Here is a 23,973-nt window from a genome sequence, read left to right as displayed (position 1 = left end):
ATTATTCCAACTTTATTAAACTTCAAGCGGAGTGAATGATGGCGTGCATTTTTTTATTTTTATAAAGAAAACAAAGTGCGTGTCGCAGAGTCCCTTTCATCTTGTCATAAAAAATGAGGCATTACTTTAGCTTTTTAGGATCAAGCGCATCTCTCAGCCCATCTCCTAAGAAATTAAAGCATAAAACGGTCAGCAATATCAGTAAACCTGGGAAGAGCGGATACCACCACGCTTGCACCATAATCGAGAAGTTTTGTGCATCTTGCAGCATGTTGCCCCAGCTTGCTGTTGGCGGCTGTATGCCAAACCCTAGATAGCTCAGCGTTGATTCGGCTAAAATGACGGAACCTACTTTAAGTGTAGCTGACACGATAATAGGACCGATACAGTTCGGTAAAATATGCGAAAAGATGATGACATGGTTTTTCGTTCCAATGGTTCTTGCCGCAAGTACGAATTCTCTTGTTCGTAGTGATAAAAATTCACTGCGGATCAGTCTCGCGGTTGTGGTCCAGCCGGTCAAAGCAAAGATTAATATCAATTTATCAATGCCCGGTTTGAAAATGGTGACAAGCGTGATCAATAGAAAAATGTCAGGAATCGACAATACCACATCAACAAATCTCATTAAGATAGAATCAACCAACCCTTTGAAATACCCTGCTACCGCTCCAACGACGGTGCCAATGGTGATCGCCCCGACCACTGAGACGAAGCCAACTAACAGAGAGACCCTCGCTCCATAAAGCACCCTTGAGAAAATATCTCGGCCAAACTTGTCAGTTCCCATCAAATGCTCAGCACTTGGCGGCTGGAGCCGCTTCAATAAATCTTGCTGCTCTGGTGCATAAGGGGCAATCACTGGAGCGAAAATGGCTGAAAAGATAATGACCAATAAGATCACGGAGCCGGCAACCGCCAGTCTATTTTTGAAAAATTTCTCACAAAATAAACGCAGCATCGTCTCTGGCTTTGGCGGAAGACCCTCTTTTAATTTGAGATCAACAGGAGGTGTTCCCATATTAAGCTGTGCCAATTGTGCTTCAGCTCCCTTCTAATATTCAATACGCGGATCAACGATCGCATATAGAATATCCGCTATTAAATTTCCAACCACCACGAGCACTGCGGAAATAACAGTCATCGCCATAATGACCGGATAATCTCTCGAAAAGGCAGAATCGATGAACAGCTTTCCAAGCCCTGGCCAAGTGAAAATTTGTTCCACCACGACTGCGCCGCCAATAAAGGATGGAACCATCAATCCGAAAATCGTAATGACAGGCATAAGACCGTTTCTTAACCCGTGCTTGAAAATGACTTTGTTTTCTCGAAAGCCTTTCGCTCTTGCGGTGCGAATATAATCCTGCCTCATGACATCAAGCATACTCGACCTTGTGTACCGGGTGAGCCCTGCCATATCAGCAGTTGCTAAAACAAAGGCTGGTAAAATGATGTGATGGAGCCGGTCAAACACATTAAAATCGGCATTTAAGGTAGAAACACCGCCTGTCGGGAACCATCCTAGATTCACAGATAAAACCATAATCAGAATGAGTCCAAACCAAAAGTTCGGAATAGCCAGTCCGATAAAAGATGTAATCGTAATGCCATAGTCAAGCTTTGTATATGGACGTTTTGCTGAAAGAACACCAAATGGGATGGCGATGATCAGTGCGACTAATGTAGAAAAGATCATGAGGATGAGGGTATTTGGCAGCCGGGCAAAAATCAAATCAGCCACGGGCGTTCCCTTTTTAACAATGGAGGTGCCAAAGTCACCTTGAAGCATATTGCCAAGCCATTTCATATATTGCACATATTCAGGATCGTTCAAGCCGTACTTATCAATAAAGGCTTCCCGGTCTGCGGCACTAATGGTCGGGTCCATCATGAGTGACATCGGATCGCCTGGTGCTGCTTTCATAATGGCGAAGGACAAAATGGTAATCCCAAATAAGATGGGAATGGAAAGCAGTGTCCTTCTAATGATATATGTAACCATATGCACAACTCCTTTTTCATCGGATCGCCATACTGTGATGAAAAAGGGCTAAAATGGTCTTTATTTTAGCCCTCTGTCTTCATTGCAGCGTGATATGAGAACCCTTTAAATCTAGCTGGTGCTTGGTGAATGAAATCACCGTGAGCACCAGCGCGCCGGACTGACACCGAATAGAAAGGTTTGTCTTCACACTGAAAGGGGAGAACCCTCCCCTTCTTCAATAGCAGCCTACTGTTCAATCCACCATTTCTCGATTTTGTAATACTCATCTTTCGGGTGGTAAGAGTAGCCTTGGAGATTAGATGGCATCGCGCGATGTGAGTTGGCATAATAAAGGAACGTATATGGCTGATCTTCTGCGATCAGTTCATAAATTTTTTCATATGCCTTTGAATATTCTTTTCGATCGCTTAAGTTCTTAGCATCCACTAACAGCTTATCGACCTCTTCATTTTTATACCAGATGTTATTCAAGCCTTTTTCTGACTGGCTTGAGTGGAAGATGCTGAATTGATCAGGGAATGTGGCAAGGCTCCAGCCGAGCAGCAGCGCATCGTAATCCCATTTAGGCGGTGTCGTCTGCTCAATGAGTGCACTGAATTCCACAATTTGCGGCTTCGCTTCAACACCAATTTCTTTGAGTTGCTGCTGGACAACGACAGCGATGTCTTCACGGACTTTGTTTCCTTGGTTGGTCTTTATGACAAAGGAGAATTTTTTGCCGTTCTTATCAAGATAGCCATCTCCATCTGTATCCTCCCAGCCCTCTTCTTTCAGCATCTTTTTCGCTTTTTCTTGATCAAACTCAAATACTGGAACACGATCATTCTTCGGATAGTTCCATGACAGCGGACTTTCTGGAATGTTGGCAACTTTGCCGTCTCCATCTAACACTTGATCGACAATCGTTTGGCGATCAATGGCATGTGTCAGCGCTTGGCGGACCTTTTTACTTTTAAAGAGATCATTTTTCTGGTTCCAGCCAATGTATGAATAATTCAGTCCTAGATCAGATTCAATTTTAATGTTGCTGACTTTTTCAGCCGTTTGCAGCTCTGCTCCCGGTACAGCAAAAAAATCAATATCGCCTGCTGAGAGCTGAGCGATAGCTGCATTTTCATCAGGAATCGTTTTAATCGTGACGGTATCAAGGTATGGACGTCCATCCCAATAATCGTCAAAGGCTTCTAGTTTGACGTAGTCTCCTTCTTTCCACTCTGCAAATTTAAATGGACCTGAACCGATTGGTTTTTTTCGGTTAAATTCATTTTCACCGAGATCCTTTACAGGCACATCACCTAAAATATGCTTAGGCAAAATGCCATAGCTTCCTAGTGTGACATTATAGAAATAGGGATCTTTTTTATTGAGCTTGAATTCGATTGAGTAATCCCCTGTCTTTTTAACGGAATCTAATACTTCAAAGCCTGAACCGCGCTCTCCATTGTAGTCCTTATTGATCGGAATGCTGTATGTAAACACAACATCATCAGCCGTCAGTTCTTCACCATCATGAAACTTTACGCCTTTTTTAATGGTCACATCAAACTGCTTGCCGTCATCAGATTCTTTAATATCCTCTGCCAGCGATAGCTGAGGGTTCAGCTTTCCGTCAGTTTGAAGTAAGAAGCTGTAGATTCTTTCCTCAATATCAGAGCTTGCCACGTCTGTTGAATACAGCGAGTTAAATAACGTAGGCTCTGCAATTGAACCGATGACAAGGTCTCCGCCTTGTACAGGTTTTCCAGTTGATTTCTTTTCACTATCTCCAGATGTTTTATTTCCACTAGAGCAAGCCGCAAGCATGAGTGTAAAGATCAGCAGCAAACTGACCAAAATGGGTTTTCTATTTCTACCTTTCATATACAATTCCCCCTATCCTTTTTTAGAAATGACGACAGATGCCGCTTCATCCCCCCTCTCAAAGATGAGATCTTCCAAGCTGATTAAGCGTCGTAGAGGTGGCAGGCAACGAAGTGGTTTGTTTTTAATTCCTGAAATGCTGGTATTTTTTCTTTACAGATTTCCTTCGCATGCGGGCATCTTGTGTGAAATACGCAGCCTTTTGGCGGATTCGCAGGACTTGGCAGATCTCCTTGAAGCATGATACGTTCTCTTTTGATCTGACCCTTTTTACGGGTAACAGGAACAGAAGAAAGCAGTGCCTGTGTATATGGATGGAGCGGTTCATCATACAGGCTGTGCTTATCGGCAAGCTCCATCATTTTGCCCAGATACATCACGCCGACTCTATCACTAATGTGCCTGACCACACTTAAATCGTGAGAGATAAATAGATATGTCAGGTCAAATTCCTCCTGAAGCTCCTCCATCAGATTAATCACCTGCGCCTGAATGGATACATCAAGTGCTGATACCGGCTCATCTGCGATGATCATTTCGGGATTCATGGCAAGCGCACGAGCGATGCCGATTCGCTGCCTCTGCCCGCCAGAAAATTCGTGAGGGTAGCGATTTGCAAAGCTTGGATGAAGGCCCACCTTTGATAAAAGCTGTTCTACTTTTTCATTTCTTTCTTTTAAGGAATATAAGTGATGTGTTTTGTAGGGTTCTTTGATGATGCTTCGAAGTGTTTTTCTAGGGTTGAGTGATGCAAAGGGATCTTGAAAAACCATTTGGATGTTTTTTCGTGTTGATTGTCTTAGCTTTGATTCTGATACGTGGGAGATATCTTGCCCTTTAAAAAAGATTTGACCGTCAGTTGGCTGATATAAGCGAATCATTGTCCGGCCTAGTGTAGATTTACCGCATCCTGACTCCCCAACAATGCCTAACGTTTCACCTTTATAAATCTTCAAGTCTATGCCGTCAACAGCTTTGACTGCACCGACTTTCTTCTGAAAGACGCCCGCTTTAATCGGAAAATGTTTTCGGATCTGTTTCAGTTCAAGGATGGTGTCTTTCTCTGTTAGATCTGTTGGCTGTGGTTGATTTTGAGCAAGGGTCATGTATGGTCTGCCTCCTCATATAAGAAGCATGTGACGCTTCTGCCATTCTCAAATGTCCTCAGCTTAGGCAGCTCTCCTAGACACCGCTCCTTCACTTTCGGGCATCTAGGAGCAAAGCGGCAGCCAGCCGGAAGCTGATCTGGCGCAGGGACATTCCCTTTTATCGCCCTTAACGGCTGTATGTCTCCGTCAATGACAGGAATCGATTCAAGCAGCCCTTCTGTGTAAGGATGAAGCGGCTGATCAAATAATTCTTCGACGGTCCCATTTTCAACAACCTGTCCGCAGTACATGACAATGACTCGATCTGCCACTTCAGACACGACACCTAGATCATGAGTAATGAGAAGAATAGATGTACCAAATGTCGTGCATAAATCTTTCATCAATGTGAGCACCTGGGCTTGAATCGTTACATCTAGGGCAGTTGTCGGTTCATCTGCAATGAGAAGCTTCGGATCGCAGCTTAGCGCAATGGCAATCATCACTCTTTGCCGCATGCCGCCTGATAAACGGTGCGGGTAATCTTTGATGATTTGTTCCGGTCTGGAAAAACCAACAAGCTTCAGCAGATCAATCGCTTTTTTGGTCGCTTCTTTTTTTGAAAGTTTTTTGTGATAGATGAGGATTTCTGTTATTTGTTCCCCGATGGTTAGGACGGGATTAAGTGAGGTCATGGGTTCCTGAAAGATCATAGATACGTCATTACCACGAATGCTGCATAATTCCTTTTCACCATATGTAACTAGGTCCTTGCCATCAAGCTTGATGGAACCGTCCATAATTTTTCCACCAGTGCCGTTTATCAACCCCATAATGGATAAGGACGTAATGCTTTTACCAGATCCAGACTCACCGACTAATGCGACAGTTTCTCCTCTGTTAATGCTGAAATCAACGCCATCAACAGCAGGTATCGGTTCTTTTTTTCGAAAAAAATATGTTTTTAAGTTTTGCACTTCAAGCAGCTTGGTCATTCATTCGCCCCTTTCTCCATAGACAATAGAACTGAATAAAAAATTCCGTATTTTTTGAATAAAAAGAATTATCAAAATTTATATTTGTATATTATTACATTGTTATGACGAAATCAAGAAGAATTTAGTAAATTTGTAATATCTATCTTTTTATGTCAATCATTCACTTTATGAGTCTACCGCCTTTAAAAAAGTTTCGGACGGCTCTGCGATCATAGACTCCTCGCTGATTCGGTGCTCACTGAAATACTTTTTCACGATATAAAACCCGGTGGCGTAACCAAGCATTTTGGGGTAGTTCCCTTTTCCATAAAGGAGGTTCTGTATCAGTCTTTCGTCGTCCTGCACTTTTTGATCAAGATGACTGGATACCCATTTCTTATACAAGTGCTGAAGCTGCGTTTCGTCATAGAGAGTGGTCCATTTTGCTGTATAGCTTTCTCCGTATCTATGATACACAGCATATTCAGCGAGCCCTTCCATCATGATTGTATCAAGGAATGTAAAATCTTTTTCTTCTTTCGTGAGAAAATGCAACCTGCATACATGGTGATATTCATGAGTCAGCAATGTACCGATACGTTCTTTCGGAGTATTTGGCGACAAAAAGAGAAAGACCTTGTCGTCAAATGCCATGCCGGATTGATAAAAAAATTGTTCTCTAATTTCTTTGCTGCTCTCATTGACTGGCAAAATAAAGACAGGAATGTCAGGGCCTTTCCACTGCTTTTGCAGCGTTTTGTATTCTTTCATGACGAGCTGGAAGTACCCTTTTTCTTTGAGCTTGTCGATCATGTCTTTGCATGATCTAAAAGACCGAATCATTCCGTGATGCTGCAGGTGGGAGAGAATAGAGGACCATTCTTTTTCCTCTGCCCCTTTAAAATAAGGAATAAAGCGCGATGCCAGCTCCTGAAATGATGATGATTGATGAATGAGATATTGTGTATTGACTAGACCCATACCGCTAAACACCTCCATTTTCATCATATGCAAAAAAGCGGCGATCTGTTTATAGATCGCCGCCTTCTTAGGAAATATTACGCTTCGTATTTTTTAAAGATAATTGTCGCATTATGTCCGCCAAAGCCAAGTGAGTTACTTAGAGCCACTTGTACTTCTTTTGAACGTGCTTCATTTGCCACATAATCAAGATCACATTCTTCATCCGGTGTTTCAAGGTTAATGGTTGGAGGAATGACGCTGTCTTTAATCGCAAGAACAGAGAAAATAGCTTCTACTCCGCCTGCTGCGCCAAGTAAGTGACCTGTCATTGATTTTGTCGAACTGATTGCAAGCTGATTCGCATGCTCTCCGAACACTTCTTTAATGGCCATTGTTTCAAATTTATCATTGTAAGGTGTGCTTGTTCCGTGGGCATTGATATAATCAATTTCTTCCACAGACAAACCAGCATCTCGAATCGCTTCTTTCATTGCGCGGACGCCGCCTTCTCCGTTTGGAGCCGGTGCTGTAATATGATACGCATCTCCAGTTGAACCATATCCAACAATTTCTGCATAAATCGTCGCCCCGCGTTTTAACGCATGCTCGAGTTCTTCAAGAACAATAATCCCTGCACCCTCACCCATAACAAATCCGTCACGGTTTTTGTCAAATGGACGGCTTGCTGTCTCTGGATCAGGATTTGTCGAAAGGGCTTTGTTCGCACAGAAACCTGCAAACGACATTTTTGTTAACGGCGCTTCTGTTCCGCCTGTGATCATCGCATCTGCATCTCCGCGCTGAATGACTTTAAATGCATCACCAATTGAGTTTGTCCCTGTGGCACATGCTGTCACTGTACAAGAGTTAACCCCTTTTGCGCCAAGTGCAATTGAAATTTGGCCTGTTGCCATATCTGGAATCATCATTGGAACGAAGAATGGGCTTACGCGTCTTGCTCCTTTATTTGAATACACTTCAAACTGCTCTTCAAATGTTTCAAGTCCGCCAATACCAGACCCAACCCATACACCAACACGCGGTGCGATTTCATCTGTGATTTCAAGACGTGAATCTTCTAGCGCCTTTTGAGCAGCAACGACTGCATATTGCGTGAAGCGTGCCATTTTTCGGGCTTCTTTTTTCTCCATGTAATCTTCAATGTTAAAATCTTTTAGTTCTGCTGCTACTTTTGCGGTATATTCACTTGAATCGACACGTGTGATTGGTCCAACTCCTGATATACCTGCTACAGCATTTTTCCATGTTGACTCTACATCGTTGCCAAGAGGTGTCAAAGCACCTAATCCTGTAACAACTACTCGTTTTTTATCCATTAATTTGTGCACCTCACTCTTTTATCGGCCCCATCGCATAGCGATTGCGCCCCACGTTAATCCGCCACCAAAACCAACCATTACAATCACATCGCCGTCATGAATTTTTCCGGCTTCGATTTCTTCACATAGTGAAATTGGAATAGATGCTGCTGATGTGTTTCCATATTTATGGACTGTCTTCGACATTTTTTCAACTGGCAGCTCTAGGCGTTCGCGGGCTGCTTCCATAATGCGAATATTTGCTTGATGCGGAATCAAGAAGTCAACGTCTTCTTTTGATAGTCCAGCTTTTTCGATGACGTTTACGCTTGACTCGCCCATTTGTCTTACAGCAAATTTAAATACTTCTCGTCCATTCATGATTGTATGATCTTTTTCATCTAAGTACAAGTGCTTCCCGCCTCTTCCATCGGCTCCAAGCTCAAATGAGAGAATTCCTTTCCCTTCGCTGACTTCTCCTAACACAGCAGCACCTGCTCCATCTCCAAACAGAACAGCTGTATTGCGGTCATCCCAGTCGGTAATGCGAGAAAGCTTTTCAACGCCAACGACGAGCACGTGCTTGAAAGTTCCTGATTCGATAAATTGTTTTCCAGTAACAAGCCCATACATAAAGCCAGCACACGCAGCGCTAATATCCATTGCACATGCTTTATGTGCACCGAGTTGCTCTTGAATCATACAAGCGACTGTCGGAAATGCTTGATCTGGCGTGACTGTCGCCACAAGAATCATATCGATATCTTCTGCAGCCACATCTGCGTCAGCTAATGCTTTTTTTGCAGCAGCAAGCGCCATATGAGATGTATTGACATCATCAGAAGCAATTCTTCTTTCTTCTATACCTGTTCTAGTACGAATCCATTCGTCAGAAGTTTCAACCATTTTTTCTAAATCAAGATTTGTTAACACTTTTTCAGGTATATAGCGGCCAAGGCCAATAATTCCAGCATTCATTGAATAAGACTCCTTTTACTCATACGAGCATGTGATATTGTGATCTTATATTAGTATCTGGTACTAATTTTACCTTATTTTTTTCTCCTTGGCAATACAAACGTCTAACCTTTCCTCTCACTTTTTTCATAGATTATTGATATACCGATAGTAGAAAGGAGCATGTGATATGGCGCAAAAAGATATTTTTTCGGCTATGATGTTTGGCCAGCCGCTTGAAAAGGAGAAAAGCAAGACAGAAGCAAAGGAGGAACGTGAGGAGACATCTCCAAGTGAAGACTCAATTGATTACATGCATGTCATGAATCAAATTGGGAACATTATGAACTCCATCGATGAGCTGAAGCCTGTGTTTAAAGATGTTGGCCCTATGATTAGTGCCTTCAAGAAAAAATTATCATAAAAAAAGCCACTATTCTGTGGCTTTTTCTGATTCTGCATCTGCTTTCCCAAGCTCATATGCCTCTTGCATGACAGATGTAAACAATGATAAAAGCGGCTGAAGAGCTTCGGGCTCAAGCTGAATACCCGCTTTATCTAATTCTTCTTTTGCCTGCGGAAAATACTTCATGGCAATTTGTAAAAACTCCATCGATTTTTCGTGCTGCATCGTCGTATCCTCACTTTTCATTTGGCAGTTTGCCAGTTTTTTTGTAAGTCGCAATATCACTTTCAATATCTTTCACAAAAGCACGGTCAATGGTGGAACTAAATTTCCCCATTTCGATCACTCCTTCTTTAAAATCAAAGGAGTAGTCACCTTGTTCGTTTAGCTTGCCTTCATTAAATTTCTTCGCAATAATAGTGTACGCTTTATCCACATGCTGGACTGTGCTTGTTAAGACGGTATGACTGCCGAGGTTGGATTGATCAGTGACATATCCGATCGCTGATAAATTATCGGCTTTGATTTGTTCAATGACAGGGATATTATAACCATCGCCTGCTGGATATACAACATCTACGCCCTGCTTTTTCAATTTTTGATAGAGCTCCACGGCTTTGTCCGCATCATCCCAGTTTTCGACAAACTCGGCAAGCACTTGTACATGTTCATCTTGATATTTTGCACCTTTGATAAAGCCATCTACTTCGCTTTGCCAATCATATGTAGCAAGAATACCAATCTTTTTTGATTTTGACATATGTGCTGCTGTCATGCCTCCGAAAAAGCCCATCGCTTCACCTTTAAACGTCACATTCGCGACATTATCCGCCTGAGGCTTGTTTCCATTTACCGTGATAAATTGTGTTTTCGGATAATCTTCACTAATTAAGTTGAAAATTTCGCTGTATTCATTGCCATGGCCAATAATCAAATTGACTCCTTTTTTGTGAAATTCTTCAATGGCATCAACGATTTTCTCTTTGTCGACCATTCCTTCCTTATAATAAACATCTACACCAAATGTTGATTGAATATTTAATAAGCCTTTATAACCTTTCGTTCCCCAAACTTGATCATTAATTGTATCGGGGACGAGTAAACCCACCTTCTCAATCTGTCCTTTTAAAGGTGCCTGTGAGCAGGCAGATAATAGGAGAAGGAACGAAAAGATCATGACAAGCCGCTGATACTTCATGCCATGTTCAACTCCCTTTGCCACATGCAGGCATGAACCTGTATGTTAAATATAGGTTTATTTTATACTGAAAAAAGATAAGATGGAAGATCATTCTTGCTTTTTGTCGAAAAATGTTGAGTTTTGTCTTTTCCATTCTACCATCATTTCTTCTGCTTGTTTGTCATCCGTTTGTCTTTCTACCTTCAATTCATATATCATTTCCTGTCTTTGTTCAGTGCCCGATGCCCACTTGAACAAATCCCTTACCACATCTTCTACAAAAAATGCTTCATCACGCTTAGTTCTTTCTTTATTAAGTGCCCATGGTCCGAACATGCGAGGGAGAATAACAGCCGGCACATTCTGATTGGACGATTCGTCTTCGGTTTTTTCGTAAAGAACCTGGTACATGCCATGCTTCGCTTTCATGTCTTTGTATCGTTTATCTGATTCCTCTGATTGAATAAAGATGAGGTCATACGTGTCTTTTCCATCCTGAAGGTCAATGACACGGAAGAGATCATTTCTGCCGAGCCACATCATTCGCTCTTCTAATAACATCTTTTGCTCTTCTGTATGATCATGAGGACATGTGATATCCACTTGAATGCCCTCTTTCATCATATATTCACACAGCGCTAGACCAAAAAATTCATCTGCCCCTATGATCAGTCCTGTTTCCATGTTCATGTCCCCTTTTTTAGCTTATCGAATAAAAAGAAGAGCCCTTTCCATGAAGGGCTGTTATCATCCTATTCATCACAATTCTCTTTCATGCGATTTATAAAACTTGTGAATGGATTGAAAGATTCTTCTCGGATGATCAAACATATGCAAGGTGAGATCGATCTGACAATGCTCTGGATTCTTCATATGCTGATCTATAAAAGGCTTTGCATGCAGTTCATATGCATACGGTGCGCCGTTTAGTCTTTGCCATATGTGAATCGGTACATGAGCAGAATGAACAGGGCAAGCAGGGAGCGGGTACGTTTCCGCTTCCTTTTCAGAGCAGCCGTAGCTTTTCGCTAATTCTTTGATCAGCTGTTTATAAAAGAATTTGTGTTCCTTTTCTCTTTCTCGTTGTGCATAGAGATGCAGACATGGATTCACGAGCGCAATGGACCTTAGCACTTCTGGCATCTCTTCAGCAAGGCTCATGGCAACGAGTGCGCCCATCCCCTCTGCCAGCACATGAATTTCCCGGTTTAATATTTCTTGTTTTAATGTGTGATGAACGAGCTGCTTTGCACTAAAAACAGCATCTTCGCATCCCCAGTGATTCCCATGAAGATGACTATTAAACAATGTATATCCTTCATCCTTTAAGGCAGTTAAAAGCTGGTTTCTTCCATAGTGCTGAAGCCAGAATGATGTATTTTCCTGCACAAAGTGATTTCGGTCACCGAGGATAAGAATGCCAAAGCCATTTGGTTTTTGAGGAAGGTGAATGACGTTCCACTGGGAACCAAGCTGGAAAAACCGTTCGCTTACACCCATATGGCCAGCCTCCTTTCAGTGATTCTGCTTTCTATGATATGAACAACAACTCTTGTAGGAATAAGGAAATCCCCTAAAGAGAGAAGAATTCTTTTTATTTTTATAGCAGAAGGTCTTAAAATGGTCACATAAAGGCTAAAACAGTCTTTTCCCCTCACTCGTATCTATGGTATGATAATCAATAGATTGTTACATAAAGGACGGTGGGATTATGCATTATATTATCACCCTCATTTGGACTTTTCTGCTGACACATATGGCTGGCTACATCGTTGCCTCGATGAATGGCGCTGCTTATGACTTTACTTTGACTTCTATTCTTGCAGTGGTGTTTACGGTTATTTTATTCATCTTTGCTGAAGTAAGTCCAATGAAAGAAACGGAAAGTTCAACAAAACACTCTTAATACGTAAGACTTGATTGCTGAGGAAGAGCTAAAATGATGTTGATTTTAGCTCTTTTTCTTTTTGATTGAAAAGCGGTACGCTAAAACCCCCTGCAGCCACAGGGGGTTTTTTATCGATTACACCTCGACGGTTTCGGACTTCTGTTTGTCTGCTGTCAAATGGCTTTTCGCAAGCCCTGTAAACAGGAAGATCGCGATACCAGATAAAATTTCAAGGACCCCACCGCCAGCAATGACAGGTCCTGCTCCAAACCTTTCTGCCAGAACACCTGATACGACAGCTGCAAGCGGGAGAAAAACATTTGATGAAGCATTGATCACGGCGTATACTTGCGGCTGATCGTCTTGGTCGACAGACGTTTGAATAATGACCATTTCCGGTACATTGATCGCACTAACGGCGGCACCGAATATAAAGGATGCAAGTAGAACGACCGGCAGCCATGTACTCATCCCTGTGATAAAGAACGCAGCTCCTTCAATCATACCAGCGACAATAAAGAACAAACCAAATCTCTTAATTTTCACTTTCGCTAGAGCAAAGCCCATCATAAACGCGCCGACTGCGGCAACACCTCTTAAAATGGAATACACCATGGAATCGCTTTGCAGTGCTTCTGCTACGTATACAGCAGATAGTGCCTGCCACGGTGCTGCGGCGACATTCATTAAAATACAATACAGCGTCAGTGCAAATAAAATGTGATGATTTTTGACGACGAGAAAACCTCTTTTTAAGTTATACAAATATGTATTCTTTGCTTGTTTAATGCCTGCTGCTTTTTCTTCATCGGTTTTCTTTAGTTTGACGCCGATAATAAACAGGCCGGATATGATGAATAAGGCAGTGGTGATGAGAAGGGTATCTGCAGGTCCGATTAATTTGACCAAGAGACCAGCCACCATGACTGCTGCAAGTGCGACAATCTCAAAAGAAGATTGCAGGATGGCATTTGCTTTTTGAATCAGATGCTTCGGAACAATCTGCGGTAAAATGGCCACAGAGGCTGGATTATATGCTGCACCTGTTGCCGATTGAATAACCATTAATGAGATCAATAACCATAAAGGCAATAGATGTGAAAAATGCAGAAGCGGAATAATGAGTACAATTGTTGCTCGAACGACGTCTGAAGCGAACATCCATTTAGACAAATGGTGCTTTTTCATAAGAGGTCCTAGTATTGGGGCCAACAAAGATGAAGGAAGAACGGTTACTGCTAGGAGAAGTCCTGTACCGAGTGCTCCATCCCCTCTCAAAATCAATAGCCAAAGGACGGATGTAAAAGCAAAACTTTCTCCTGTGTTTTTAATCAGTCTTGATATGAATAATGAGGTGAAGCGTTTATTCCAAACACTTTCACTGAGATTCGTCTTTTCCATCACACAAATCCTTTCAACAATATATTCCAATTACATATTTTACCTTAAATTCTCTATTTTTCATACTATTTTTTGAAAATTGGAACTTAATTGATTTTTATTATAAAGAAAAAAGAGGCATGACACATGCCTCTAAAGACTTATTCCTTCTGACTCTTAGTCAATTGCTTATGGCTTTCTTTGGTAGGTCCAAACACGATTATGGTTCGAGTTATCCGGAAAGACGTCGCCTGCTTGAAGCTTAATCTTTAAAGGATCTTTCACCATACTGCCGGTTTCACCGATCTCGATATACACACCATTATTCGGTGCTTTATTCCCTGATTTAAATTGATGCTTCTGACCCATTCCCATCCTCCTTTCTCGATGATGTTATTATGTCCCGTCACTTGCCTCTCCAATCCTTTATGCAAAAAGTCCCTGCTCCTACGAGTCAGGGACACTTTTCATTTAATTGGTTTGTTGATACATGAGCTCTTTGATTAACGCTTTTTGTACATGCAAACGGTTTTCTGCCTGCTGAAAAACTTTTGAGTGCGGCCCGTCAATAATGTCTGCTGTCACTTCTTCTCCGCGGTGTGCCGGGAGACAATGAAGGAAAATATAATCCTTTGCTGCATAACTCATTAGTTCGTCATTGACTTGATATTCTTTAAATTCAGCAAGGCGTTTCTCTGTTTCTGCTTCCTGCCCCATGCTTGTAAACACATCGGAATAAATAACATCTGCATCTTGGACAGCAGCGACAGGGTCTGTCGTAACGATGACTTCTGCGCCTGATTGTTTTGCAAACTCACGTGCCGTGTCTGTTACTTCTTGGAGCGGTTCATAGCCTTCTGGTGATGCAACAGCAATGTCACAGCCTAGCTGGGCACAGCCAACCATCAAGGAGTGAGCCACGTTATTTCCGTCACCAATATAGGCTACTTTGATTCCTTTTAATGTTCCTTTTACTTCTTTGATTGTCAATAAATCAGCAAGTGCCTGACATGGATGGGAGTAGTCAGTCAGTCCATTGATGACAGGAATAGACGCGTATTGTGCTAGCTCCTCGACCTTCTCATGTTCAAAGGTCCGAATCATAATGCCATCTACATAGCCAGACAGCACCTGCGCTGTATCACTGATCGTTTCTCCTCTGCCAATTTGCAAATCATTTGAGCTGAGGAAGAGCGCATGTCCTCCTAGCTGCGTCATTCCCGCTTCAAACGATACACGGGTTCTAGTTGACGATTTTTCAAAGATCATCGCTAACGTTTTCCCTTTGAATAAATCCTGATAGGGATTTTGTTTCATTTCTTCCGCTTTTTCAATTAAATAAGCAATGTCATTGATTGAGAAATCTTTTAACGATAAAAAGTCTTTTCCGTATAATGCCGGTTGCACGTCGACTTGACTCATGCCGTCACTTCCTTTTTATATAGTTCTTTGAGCGATACTGGTGATACATCTCCATTTTTCCCTTGCAGGAATGCTTGAGCTGTTTCATCTTCGGTTAGAACTTGGACGCCATGTGTGAGTGCTTTTACACGCTGCTCTTTTGCCTCTTCATCTTCCCCTAAATGGATATGAAGCGACTTATCTTCGTTTTGCAGCCAAGTTTCAAAGCTGTCCGTCCAGACGTCAAAGCCTGCATGTTTCGCTTTATCTACCAATTGTTCACTGCCTTTTATAAAGAGGCTGCCTTTCTGATGCCAGATTGACGCAAACACTTTTTTCAAGGCGCTTTCGGCGTTCTTGCCTACACACATTCCTTCTCCTGTCGCTTTCATTTCAGGTGTCAGCTTTAAGTCAATATCTTGAATGGCATGTGATGAGAAGACTGGGAATTTGACCGCTGTTCCCCCTTTGTTTTTCGTTGCAGGGTTCAGTTCTTCAAGCGTCGCACCTGCTAATAATTGAGTCGCAAGCGGAATCAAGTCAATGCCCATTACTTTGCTGACGACTGGAACCGTCCGGCTTGCCCGCGGATTTACCTCTAGTACAAGCGCCTGATCCCCTTTGATCACAAATTGAATATTCATAATGCCCTTAAACGCTAATTTCTTCGCTATTTGTTCGGACGCAGTATGCACCTGCTGTTTGATGTCTTCGCTGATGGAGACACTTGGTAAAATGGCAAAGCTGTCACCTGAGTGGACGCCCGCTTTCTCTATATGCTCCACAATCGTTGGAATGAAGGTCGTTTTTCCGTCAGAAATCAGATCCACTTCAACTTCTTTTCCAGTGACATACTCATCAATTAAGATCGGGTACGGCAAATGATCTGGCTGATCAAGCAATGATGTCAAATGTGCTTCTGACTGGACAACGATCATCCCCATTCCGCCAATGACATACGATGGGCGAATTAACACAGGGTAACCAATGATTCTGGCATGTGCAAGTGCTTCTTCTTTTGAGTCAGCCGTATTTCCTTCTGCATGAGGAAGATTCAGTTCATCAAGAAGCTGATAGAACAAATCACGATCTTCGAGCGCATCTAGCGTGTCAAAGGATGTACCTAACAACGTGACGCCGGCTTTTTCTAAGCCTTCTGCTACATTGATGGCAGTCTGTCCGCCAAATTGGACGATGACGAAATCAATTTTTTCTGCTTCGACAACGTTTAAGATGTGCTCTAATGTAATGGGTTCAAAATATAAACGATCTGCGATCTCATAATCCGTACTGACCGTCTCTGGATTGTTGTTCATCATGATGGTTTCAAAGCCAAGCTTTTGCAGGGTAAGAACGCCATGAACTGCACTATAGTCAAACTCGACTCCCTGCCCAATTCGAATCGGACCAGAGCCAATGATGAGTGCACGCTGCTTTGTTTTCTCCTGATGCTCTCCATCACTTTTGCCAAAGTATGTGGAATAGAAGTAGTTCGTTTTTGCATCAAATTCTGCCGCACATGTGTCGACAATTTTAAATGAAGCCGTAATGTCATATTCTTGACGAAGCTGTCTAATGGCCTCTTCACTGTGGCCTGTAAGAAGAGCAATCGTTTCATCAAGGAAGCCCTTTTCCTTTACCTTTTTCAAGGTGTCTTTTGAGAGCGTTCCCTCATGGTTCTTCAATTCCTGTTCGAGAATGATCATATTCTTGAACACATGTAAGAAGAATAGATCAATTTTCGTCGCTTGATGAATCGTTTCGACCGTTTCTTGTCTTGAAAGAAGCTCCATGACAGCGAAGAAACGTCGATCGTCTGGTGTTTTGATCAGTTCAAATAGTTGTTCAGTCGATTGGCCTTTCAATTCTGGCAGGTGGAAGCCCTTTGTTTTGATTTCAAGGGAGGCGACGGCTTTTTGAATGGCTGACTCTAAATTACGGTCAATCGCCATGACTTCGCCAGTCGCCTTCATTTTTGTTCCTAATTGACGATCTGCCTGTTTAAATTTATCAAACGGCCAGCGTGGGAATTTCACGACGACATAATCGAGTGCCGGCTCGAAACTAGCATAAGTTGTGCCTGTGAGCGGGTTTTTGAGTTCGTCTAGTGTATAGCCTACCGCAAGCTTTGCCGCCATTTTAGCAATTGGATAGCCTGTTGCTTTTGAGGCAAGAGCAGATGAACGGCTGACCCGTGGATTCACCTCAATGACAAAGTATTCTTTACTGAGTGGATCAAGGGCGAATTGGATGTTGCATCCGCCGACTACATCCAGTGCTGAAATGATTTTCAGGCTCGCTGAACGAAGCATTTGATAATCCTGGTCTGTTAATGTTTGGGAAGGTGCAACGACAATCGAGTCTCCTGTATGCACACCAACTGGATCGATATTTTCCATATTACAAACCGTAATACACGTATTTTGACGGTCTCTCATGACCTCATATTCGACTTCTTTAAAGCCAGCGATGCTTTTTTCAACTAAACACTGATGAATCGGGCTCGCTAAAAGGGCTCCTTCAATGAGCGGTTTAAACGCTTCTTCTGTTAAGGCAATTCCGCCGCCCTTTCCGCCAAGTGTGTATGCTGGTCTTAGGATGACTGGGAAGCCTACTTCTTTTGCAAATTGAAGGGCATCTTTCGCATTATCCACAATTTCACTATCTGGCACAGGTTCGTTCAACTGCTTCATGAGAGCACGGAATTTCTCTCGATCTTCACCGTTTTCAATTGTTTCAACTGACGTTCCGAGCAGGGTTACCCCATGCTTCTTCAGCACACCGGCTTTTTCTAGCTCGACAGCAAGGTTTAAAGCGGTCTGTCCGCCAAGGTTGGCTAAAAGACCATCTGGTTTTTCCTTTTCGATGATTCTTGTCACTGAATCAACTGAAAGCGGTTCAAAATAGATTTCATCAGCAAATGATTCGTCTGTCATAATGGTTGCTGGGTTGTTATTTACTAAAATGACTTTGTAGCCCTCTTCTTTTAGGGCCATACATCCTTGTGTTCCTGAGTAATCAAATTCTGCTGCCTGACCAATGATGATTGGACCAGACCCGATGACTAGAATGGTTTGTATGCTTTGATCTTTAGGCATGTGCAACTTCTCTCCTTGCTTGTTTCACTTTCTCAATAAAATCATCGAATACCCATTCACTTTCAGCAGGACCTGGGTGTGCTTCTGGATGAAATTGAACTGACATAATTAGCTTCTCTTTATGAATGAAACCTTCTACAGATCCATCATTGACATGAAGGAATTTCACGTCCACTTCTTTGTCATTCATGCTTTTTTCATTCACCACATAGCTGTGGTTCTGACTTGTCATGAAAACACGTTTGGATTCTGTATCTTGTACAGGGTGATTCGCCCCGCGGTGGCCAAATGGAAGCTTATACGTATCCCCGCCAAGTGCGAGAGCGATTAATTGATGACCTAAGCAGATTCCAAGTGTCGGGAAGGTCATCATGATGTCATGAATGGTTTTTAAATATGGCTTCATTGTTTTGGGATCACCAGGTCCATTTGACAGCAGAATCGCATCTGGCTTGATCTCAAACACCTTTTCCAGCTGTTTGTACGGAATGACGGTTACTTTACAGCCACGCGCTTCAAGCGAATCTGCAATTGATTTTTTAAAGCCAAAATCAATGAGCGCTACATGTTCCTCGCCGCTGCCTTGTGTGTAGATCTCGTCCTCTGTCACCTGTGCGACCACATTGTCTTGTTTCATGGCCGGCGGTGTTTCGTTTTCGTCTACACTGATCACAGCGTTCATCGTCCCATTTGCCCGGATGTTTTGCACGACTGCACGTGTATCTGTATGCGTCAGAAGCGGAATGTTCCACTTCTGTAAATAATCTTTTAAGCTAACCGCTGCAAGATGATGAGAGAAATGATCAGCTGCTTCATAAACAACAACAGCTTTCACTTGTGGTTTTTTGCTCTCAAAGTCTTCATGATTAATGCCGTAATTTCCGATGAGTGGATATGTGAAAACAATGATTTGTCCCTTATACGAAGGATCTGTGAGCACCTCTTGGTAACCTGTCATCCCTGTAAAGAAAACCACTTCACCTGTCATGCCAGCTTCTCCTGTCAGATCTCCTTCAAAAGAGGCTCCATCTTCTAAATTTAAATAACCTTTCATGCTTGTGTCACCCCAAATTGAATAATTAGTAATATAAATGCATTTTTATGCGTTTTGGTGTAAAAAAATTTAAACCGTCACTGCTTCATTTGCTAAAACCTGAGTAATCGCTTCTATTGCATGATCTATTTCTGCTTTTTCTACATTCAGCGGAGGTAATAACCGAATCACATTTGGACCAGCTGGAAGTACCAGCAGCCCTTGTTCTCTAAGAGCTGTGATATAATCACCGACTGGCTGATGACATTCAATCCCTGCCATCAATCCTTTTCCGCGTACTTCTTTTACGATATTCAGTTGTTTCAGATCTTGCAGCTTTTCTAACAGATAAGCGCCTTTTTCTTTGACTTCTGAAAGAAACTCTTCTTTGAAAATGACATCGAGTGTTGCATTCACTGCGGCCATGGCAAGCATGTTGCCACCAAAGGTTGTTCCGTGTGAACCTGGTGAGAATGCATCTCCTAAAGCCTTTTTCCCGATGACCGCACCGACTGGGAAGCCGTTTCCTAAGCCTTTAGCAGAAGAGATAATATCAGGATCAAGTCCCGTTTGTTCGTATGCAAACACTGTTCCTGTACGTCCAATACCCGTTTGAATTTCGTCTACGATCAGCAGTGCTTCATGCTTTTGGCAAAACGCTTGAACGGCTTCTAGAAATTCTGTTGTTGCTGGATTTACTCCACCTTCTCCTTGCACAACCTCAAGCATCACCGCTGCCACATCATCGACTTCACACGCGGTAATAGCGTCCGGGTCATTAAACGGTACATAATGAAAGCCTTCCAGCATAGGGCCAAAGCCAGTTTTGATTTTATCTTGACCTGTAGCAGCCATACCAGCATACGTGCGCCCATGAAAAGAGTGCAAAAATGTCACGATATTTGTTTTCCCTGTTGCTTTACGCGCTAATTTGATCGCACCTTCATTTGCCTCAGCTCCGCTATTGCAGAAAAACACGAGGTCTCCTGAAGTGTTTGCCGCAAGCTTTTCTGCTGCTTTTTCCTGCAGTCCATTTTCAAATAGATTCGATACATGCCAGACGTGATCAAGCTGCTTCTTGATGGCTTGATTGACCTTTGGGTGATTGTGGCCTAGATTTGTAACCGCAATGCCTTGTATAAAGTCTAAGTATTTTTTTCCATTTGTATCGACTGCCCAAGAACCTGCTGCCTCTTTAATTTCAACATTCCACCGTCCATACGTTTGAAAGAGATGACTCACAGGACCGCCTCCTTTTGTTTCACAATTCTTGTTCCTTTAAAGGTTTCCCCTGTAAAGATACTGCCTTTGCCATTCACGATCATGACTTCATCCACATCTCCTGATAAAGCACTCAAAGCGGATTGCACTTTTGGAATCATTCCCCCGGAAATAATGCCTTCATCAATGAGTGAAAGGGCTTCTTGTTCGGTGACGACATCTAAAAGCTCACCATTTTTTAAAATGCCTTCCACATCTGTGACAAACATGAGCTTATCAGCTTTCATGGCTCCTGCGACAGCTGATGCTGCTAAATCAGCGTTTACGTTTAACGTTTGGCATTCTTCTGTCATAGACAGCGGTGCAATCACAGGAATAAATTGTTTTTCCATTAATGCTTCTGCCATCTCTGGATGGACTTCTTTGATTTCACCAACGTATCCGTACACGTCTTGATCGAGGAAATCGGCGACAAGCATCTGCCCATCTTTCCCAGACACGCCGACAGATGAGATATCATGCTTTGCGAGCTCTGACACAAAGTATTTATTGACCGTTCCCGAGAGGACCATTTCGGCTACCTCTAACACAGGCTTCGTTGTTTTGCGCTGTCCATCAACAAATTCTGTTTTCACTTCTAATTTTTGCAGCATGCTAGTGATTTCAGGACCTCCACCATGGACGATAGCCAGCTTAAATCCAGCAGCTTGAAGTGAGCGGACATTTTCATAAAAGGTATCTGAAAGTTCTCGAATGACACTACCTCCACACTTAAATACGATCGTTTTATCCATGTCTATCTCCTTCATTATGTGCGATAGCTCGCGTTAATTTTCACATAATCATAGGTAAGGTCACAGCCCCATGCTGCTGCTTTACCATTTCCCTCATTCATTTGAATCAAAATCGTGATCTCATCCTGCTCTAGATACGCTTTTGCTTCCTCTTCTGAGAATGGCTGCGGTTCATTATGTTTAAACAGACATTGTCCGCCTAAATAAACTTCTACCTCTTGTGGTGTGACGGAAGCTGCACTATGACCAATGGCTCCAACGATTCGCCCCCAGTTGGCGTCGGTGCCGTAGACGGCTGTTTTCACAAGACTTGAACCAACGATTTTCTTCGCTATGATGCCGGCTTCTAAATTATTTTTGGCGCCAGCAACTTGCGCTTCAATTAATTTCGTTGCACCTTCTCCGTCTCTTGCAATCTCTTTGGCAAGATCCTCACAAGCTAGCTTTAATCCTTCTTTGAACAATGGCCATTCTGGATGCTTTTCATTGAGTGCTTCATTTTCTGCCATGCCATTTGCCATTACGAGTACCATATCGTTTGTCGATGTTTCCCCATCGACGGTAATTTGATTAAAGGTCACATCGGTAATGTCACGAAGTGCGTTTTGCAGGGCTTCCTGTTCGACATTTGCATCCGTTGTCACGAAGCCAAGCATCGTTGCCATGTTCGGATGAATCATGCCAGAGCCCTTTGCTGCACCTGCAATTAGAATCTCTTTGCCGTTTATCGTCAGGGTGTATGTTGTATTTTTAATGACTGTATCTGTCGTTAAGATTGCCTCTTCAAAATGACCATTTCCTGCTTTTGCTTCTTTCAGCTGTGAGATGCCTTTTTTGACTTTATCCATATCGAGACACTCTCCAATGACACCAGTAGAAGAAACAGCAATGTAATCAGGTTCTACCCCTAACATATCTGCGCAGGCTGCCTGCATTTCGTATGCGTCCTTCAAACCTTGCTCACCGGTACATGCATTGGCGATGGCACTATTGACAATGACACCTTTTAATTGCCCTGTCTTTTTTAAGCTTTTCTGAGTGACTTGTAGAGGTGCAGCTTGAAAGTGACTTTGTGTGTATACCGCTGCACTCGCTGCCGGCACCTCACTGACAATCAGTCCAAGGTCTTTTTTTGAATAGCGTAATCCAATATGAATCCCCTTTGCTTCAAAGCCTTTTGGTGATGATACGTCACCGTCTATTTTTACAATGCTTTTTTCATTCAATTCGATCATGTTTGTTGTCTCCCCTGTTCTTATGGATAGAGAGGTGTCATTGTGAGGCCCGCCTCTTCATCTAAGCCTTTGATGATGTTGAAGTTTTGAACCGCTTGGCCGGCTGCGCCTTTCATGAGATTGTCGATCACAGACACGATCGTGAGTCTGCCTGTACGTTCATCTAAATGAAAGCCAATGTCACAGAAATTACTGCCGTATACTTCCCTTGTTTGCGGATACACGCCGTGATCTCTCACTCTGACAAAATAGGAATCTTCATAAAAGCCTTTCATATGCTTCATCAATTCCTCTTTTGTGATATCTGATTTCAGCTGTGTATACATCGTCGCCATAATCCCCCTTGTCATCGGGACAAGATGCGTTGAAAATGTGATGTTCGCCGTTTGCGGATTCCATTCTCTTAATATTTGCTCTATTTCAGGTGTATGTTGATGTTCATTTACCTTATAAATTTTGAAATTGTCGTTTAGCTCTGAAAAATGTGTTCCAAGTGAGGCAGATCGTCCTGCACCGGACACGCCTGTTTTTGCATCTATTATGATCATAGATTCATCGATTAGATTCTGTTTCATCAGCGGTGCTAAACCGAGAAGAACTGCGGTAGGAAAGCACCCTGGGTTTGCAATAACTTCAGCCTGCTCAATTGTTTCACGATTTAATTCAGATAATCCGTACACAGCTTGTTGAACAGATGCTTGATCAGCTGCCCTTCGTTTATACCAAGCTTCATAGGTTGCGCCATCTTGAATGCGCAAATCACCTGATAAATCAATAATGGGCACTCCTTGATTCATGAGCTTCGGCGAAAGTTCACTTGATACGCCTGCTGGTGTCGCTAAAAACACAGCATCTGTTTCTCGCACAATGGAAGCTGGATCAATGGCTTTTAATGTTTGATCAGTAATAGTTGTCAGATGCGGATAAGATTGACTGTATAATTGCCCATCACCACTTGATGAATACAATATACATTCCTCCACATGTGGATGATGCTTGAAGATACGAACCAATTCCGCACCACCGTACCCTGTAGCACCTATAATACCTATTTTCAACGTCAATACACCCTCTTGATCTTTGTGAAATTATTTAACATTATAACATGTATAAAAATTAATTCAATTGTATATTTAATATTTGTTTTCATTTTTTTTCAACAAAA

At 42.5% G+C, this 23,973-nt stretch carries 23 protein-coding genes; 2 read left to right on the top strand and 21 right to left on the bottom strand.

Annotated elements, in window-relative coordinates; translation table 11 throughout:
* Positions 1-121: 121 nt before the first annotated feature.
* From opp4C to MHH26_RS03445, 8 genes are all read right to left on the bottom strand, one after another.
* On the bottom strand, positions 122-1,021 hold the full coding sequence (gene opp4C / locus MHH26_RS03480; RefSeq protein ID WP_409481863.1) for an oligopeptide ABC transporter permease: 900 nt from the start codon (positions 1,019-1,021) through the stop codon (positions 122-124).
* Positions 1,022-1,054: 33 nt separating this feature from the next.
* The gene (locus MHH26_RS03475) at positions 1,055-2,005 is read right to left on the bottom strand and encodes an ABC transporter permease (protein WP_307499452.1); all 951 of its coding nucleotides are present in this window, start codon (positions 2,003-2,005) and stop codon (positions 1,055-1,057) included.
* 228 nt (positions 2,006-2,233) lie between these two features.
* On the bottom strand, positions 2,234-3,868 hold the full coding sequence (locus tag MHH26_RS03470; RefSeq protein ID WP_307499451.1) for a peptide-binding protein: 1,635 nt from the start codon (positions 3,866-3,868) through the stop codon (positions 2,234-2,236).
* An 83-nt stretch (positions 3,869-3,951) separates the two neighbouring features.
* The gene (locus tag MHH26_RS03465) at positions 3,952-4,974 is read right to left on the bottom strand and encodes an ABC transporter ATP-binding protein (protein WP_340972354.1); all 1,023 of its coding nucleotides are present in this window, start codon (positions 4,972-4,974) and stop codon (positions 3,952-3,954) included.
* Positions 4,971-5,951, bottom strand: a complete 981-nt coding sequence (locus MHH26_RS03460; RefSeq protein WP_307499449.1) for an ABC transporter ATP-binding protein — start codon at positions 5,949-5,951, stop codon at positions 4,971-4,973. Before MHH26_RS03460 ends, MHH26_RS03465 begins: the two co-directional genes overlap by 4 nt.
* A 168-nt stretch (positions 5,952-6,119) precedes the next feature.
* On the bottom strand, positions 6,120-6,914 hold the full coding sequence (locus MHH26_RS03455) for a DUF2268 domain-containing protein (RefSeq protein WP_307499448.1): 795 nt from the start codon (positions 6,912-6,914) through the stop codon (positions 6,120-6,122).
* Between the two features lie 77 nt (positions 6,915-6,991).
* Complete coding sequence (fabF, locus tag MHH26_RS03450; protein WP_334748622.1) at positions 6,992-8,233, bottom strand: beta-ketoacyl-ACP synthase II; 1,242 nt, start codon at positions 8,231-8,233, stop codon at positions 6,992-6,994.
* A gap of 21 nt (positions 8,234-8,254) precedes the next feature.
* Positions 8,255-9,193 carry a beta-ketoacyl-ACP synthase III gene (locus MHH26_RS03445; protein ID WP_012009552.1) on the bottom strand — a complete coding sequence of 313 codons (939 nt, stop codon included), beginning with the start codon at positions 9,191-9,193 and terminating at the stop codon, positions 8,255-8,257.
* A gap of 169 nt (positions 9,194-9,362) precedes the next feature.
* Between MHH26_RS03445 and MHH26_RS03440 the strand changes: the two genes are divergently transcribed.
* Positions 9,363-9,596, top strand: a complete 234-nt coding sequence (locus MHH26_RS03440) for a hypothetical protein (protein ID WP_034663296.1) — start codon at positions 9,363-9,365, stop codon at positions 9,594-9,596.
* 9 nt (positions 9,597-9,605) lie between these two features.
* On the opposite strand, the gene MHH26_RS03435 is transcribed toward MHH26_RS03440, so the two are convergent.
* The 4 genes from MHH26_RS03435 to MHH26_RS03420 form a co-directional block, all read right to left on the bottom strand.
* Positions 9,606-9,803: a ComZ family protein gene (locus MHH26_RS03435; protein ID WP_003211983.1), complete on the bottom strand. Its 198-nt coding sequence runs from the start codon at positions 9,801-9,803 to the stop codon at positions 9,606-9,608.
* A gap of 10 nt (positions 9,804-9,813) precedes the next feature.
* Positions 9,814-10,776, bottom strand: a complete 963-nt coding sequence (locus tag MHH26_RS03430; protein ID WP_034663299.1) for a BMP family ABC transporter substrate-binding protein — start codon at positions 10,774-10,776, stop codon at positions 9,814-9,816.
* A 90-nt stretch (positions 10,777-10,866) separates the two neighbouring features.
* Entirely contained in the window at positions 10,867-11,442 is a 576-nt protein-coding gene (locus MHH26_RS03425) for a nad binding enzyme (RefSeq protein WP_340972349.1), read from the bottom strand.
* 75 nt (positions 11,443-11,517) lie between these two features.
* Positions 11,518-12,258 (bottom strand): hypothetical protein, encoded by a 741-nt coding sequence (locus tag MHH26_RS03420; RefSeq protein WP_060595993.1) that lies wholly within the window; start codon positions 12,256-12,258, stop codon positions 11,518-11,520.
* Positions 12,259-12,469: 211 nt separating this feature from the next.
* Between MHH26_RS03420 and MHH26_RS03415 the strand changes: the two genes are divergently transcribed.
* On the top strand, positions 12,470-12,664 hold the full coding sequence (locus MHH26_RS03415; RefSeq protein WP_003211779.1) for a YjzD family protein: 195 nt from the start codon (positions 12,470-12,472) through the stop codon (positions 12,662-12,664).
* Between the two features lie 117 nt (positions 12,665-12,781).
* Here the strand turns inward: MHH26_RS03415 and MHH26_RS03410 are convergent, their stop codons facing one another.
* From MHH26_RS03410 to argC, 9 genes are all read right to left on the bottom strand, one after another.
* Entirely contained in the window at positions 12,782-14,047 is a 1,266-nt protein-coding gene (locus MHH26_RS03410) for an MFS transporter (RefSeq protein WP_034663308.1), read from the bottom strand.
* A gap of 168 nt (positions 14,048-14,215) precedes the next feature.
* Complete coding sequence (locus tag MHH26_RS03405; protein WP_034663316.1) at positions 14,216-14,395, bottom strand: YjzC family protein; 180 nt, start codon at positions 14,393-14,395, stop codon at positions 14,216-14,218.
* 102 nt (positions 14,396-14,497) lie between these two features.
* Positions 14,498-15,448, bottom strand: a complete 951-nt coding sequence (gene argF / locus MHH26_RS03400; protein ID WP_034663317.1) for an ornithine carbamoyltransferase — start codon at positions 15,446-15,448, stop codon at positions 14,498-14,500.
* Positions 15,445-18,525 (bottom strand): carbamoyl phosphate synthase large subunit, encoded by a 3,081-nt coding sequence (locus MHH26_RS03395; RefSeq protein ID WP_340972345.1) that lies wholly within the window; start codon positions 18,523-18,525, stop codon positions 15,445-15,447. Before MHH26_RS03395 ends, argF begins: the two co-directional genes overlap by 4 nt.
* A complete protein-coding gene (locus MHH26_RS03390) occupies positions 18,518-19,579 on the bottom strand; it encodes a carbamoyl phosphate synthase small subunit (RefSeq protein WP_066031043.1) in 1,062 nt (353 codons plus the stop codon). The genes MHH26_RS03395 and MHH26_RS03390 overlap by 8 nt, the downstream gene beginning before the upstream one ends.
* A gap of 69 nt (positions 19,580-19,648) precedes the next feature.
* Positions 19,649-20,800, bottom strand: a complete 1,152-nt coding sequence (locus MHH26_RS03385) for an acetylornithine transaminase (protein ID WP_340972343.1) — start codon at positions 20,798-20,800, stop codon at positions 19,649-19,651.
* Positions 20,797-21,573 carry an acetylglutamate kinase gene (argB, locus tag MHH26_RS03380; RefSeq protein WP_034663330.1) on the bottom strand — a complete coding sequence of 259 codons (777 nt, stop codon included), beginning with the start codon at positions 21,571-21,573 and terminating at the stop codon, positions 20,797-20,799. Before argB ends, MHH26_RS03385 begins: the two co-directional genes overlap by 4 nt.
* A 14-nt stretch (positions 21,574-21,587) precedes the next feature.
* Positions 21,588-22,808 carry a bifunctional ornithine acetyltransferase/N-acetylglutamate synthase gene (argJ, locus tag MHH26_RS03375; protein ID WP_106031495.1) on the bottom strand — a complete coding sequence of 407 codons (1,221 nt, stop codon included), beginning with the start codon at positions 22,806-22,808 and terminating at the stop codon, positions 21,588-21,590.
* Positions 22,809-22,828: 20 nt separating this feature from the next.
* Positions 22,829-23,866 carry an N-acetyl-gamma-glutamyl-phosphate reductase gene (gene argC, locus MHH26_RS03370; RefSeq protein WP_060595988.1) on the bottom strand — a complete coding sequence of 346 codons (1,038 nt, stop codon included), beginning with the start codon at positions 23,864-23,866 and terminating at the stop codon, positions 22,829-22,831.
* Positions 23,867-23,973 lie beyond the last annotated feature (107 nt).

Source organism: Bacillus sp. FSL K6-2839 (assembly GCF_038003365.1).
Taxonomy (GTDB): Bacteria; Bacillota; Bacilli; order Bacillales; family Bacillaceae; genus Bacillus.
Note: the sequence above shows the minus strand (reverse complement) of the source record. Positions and strands in the feature narration are given on the sequence as shown.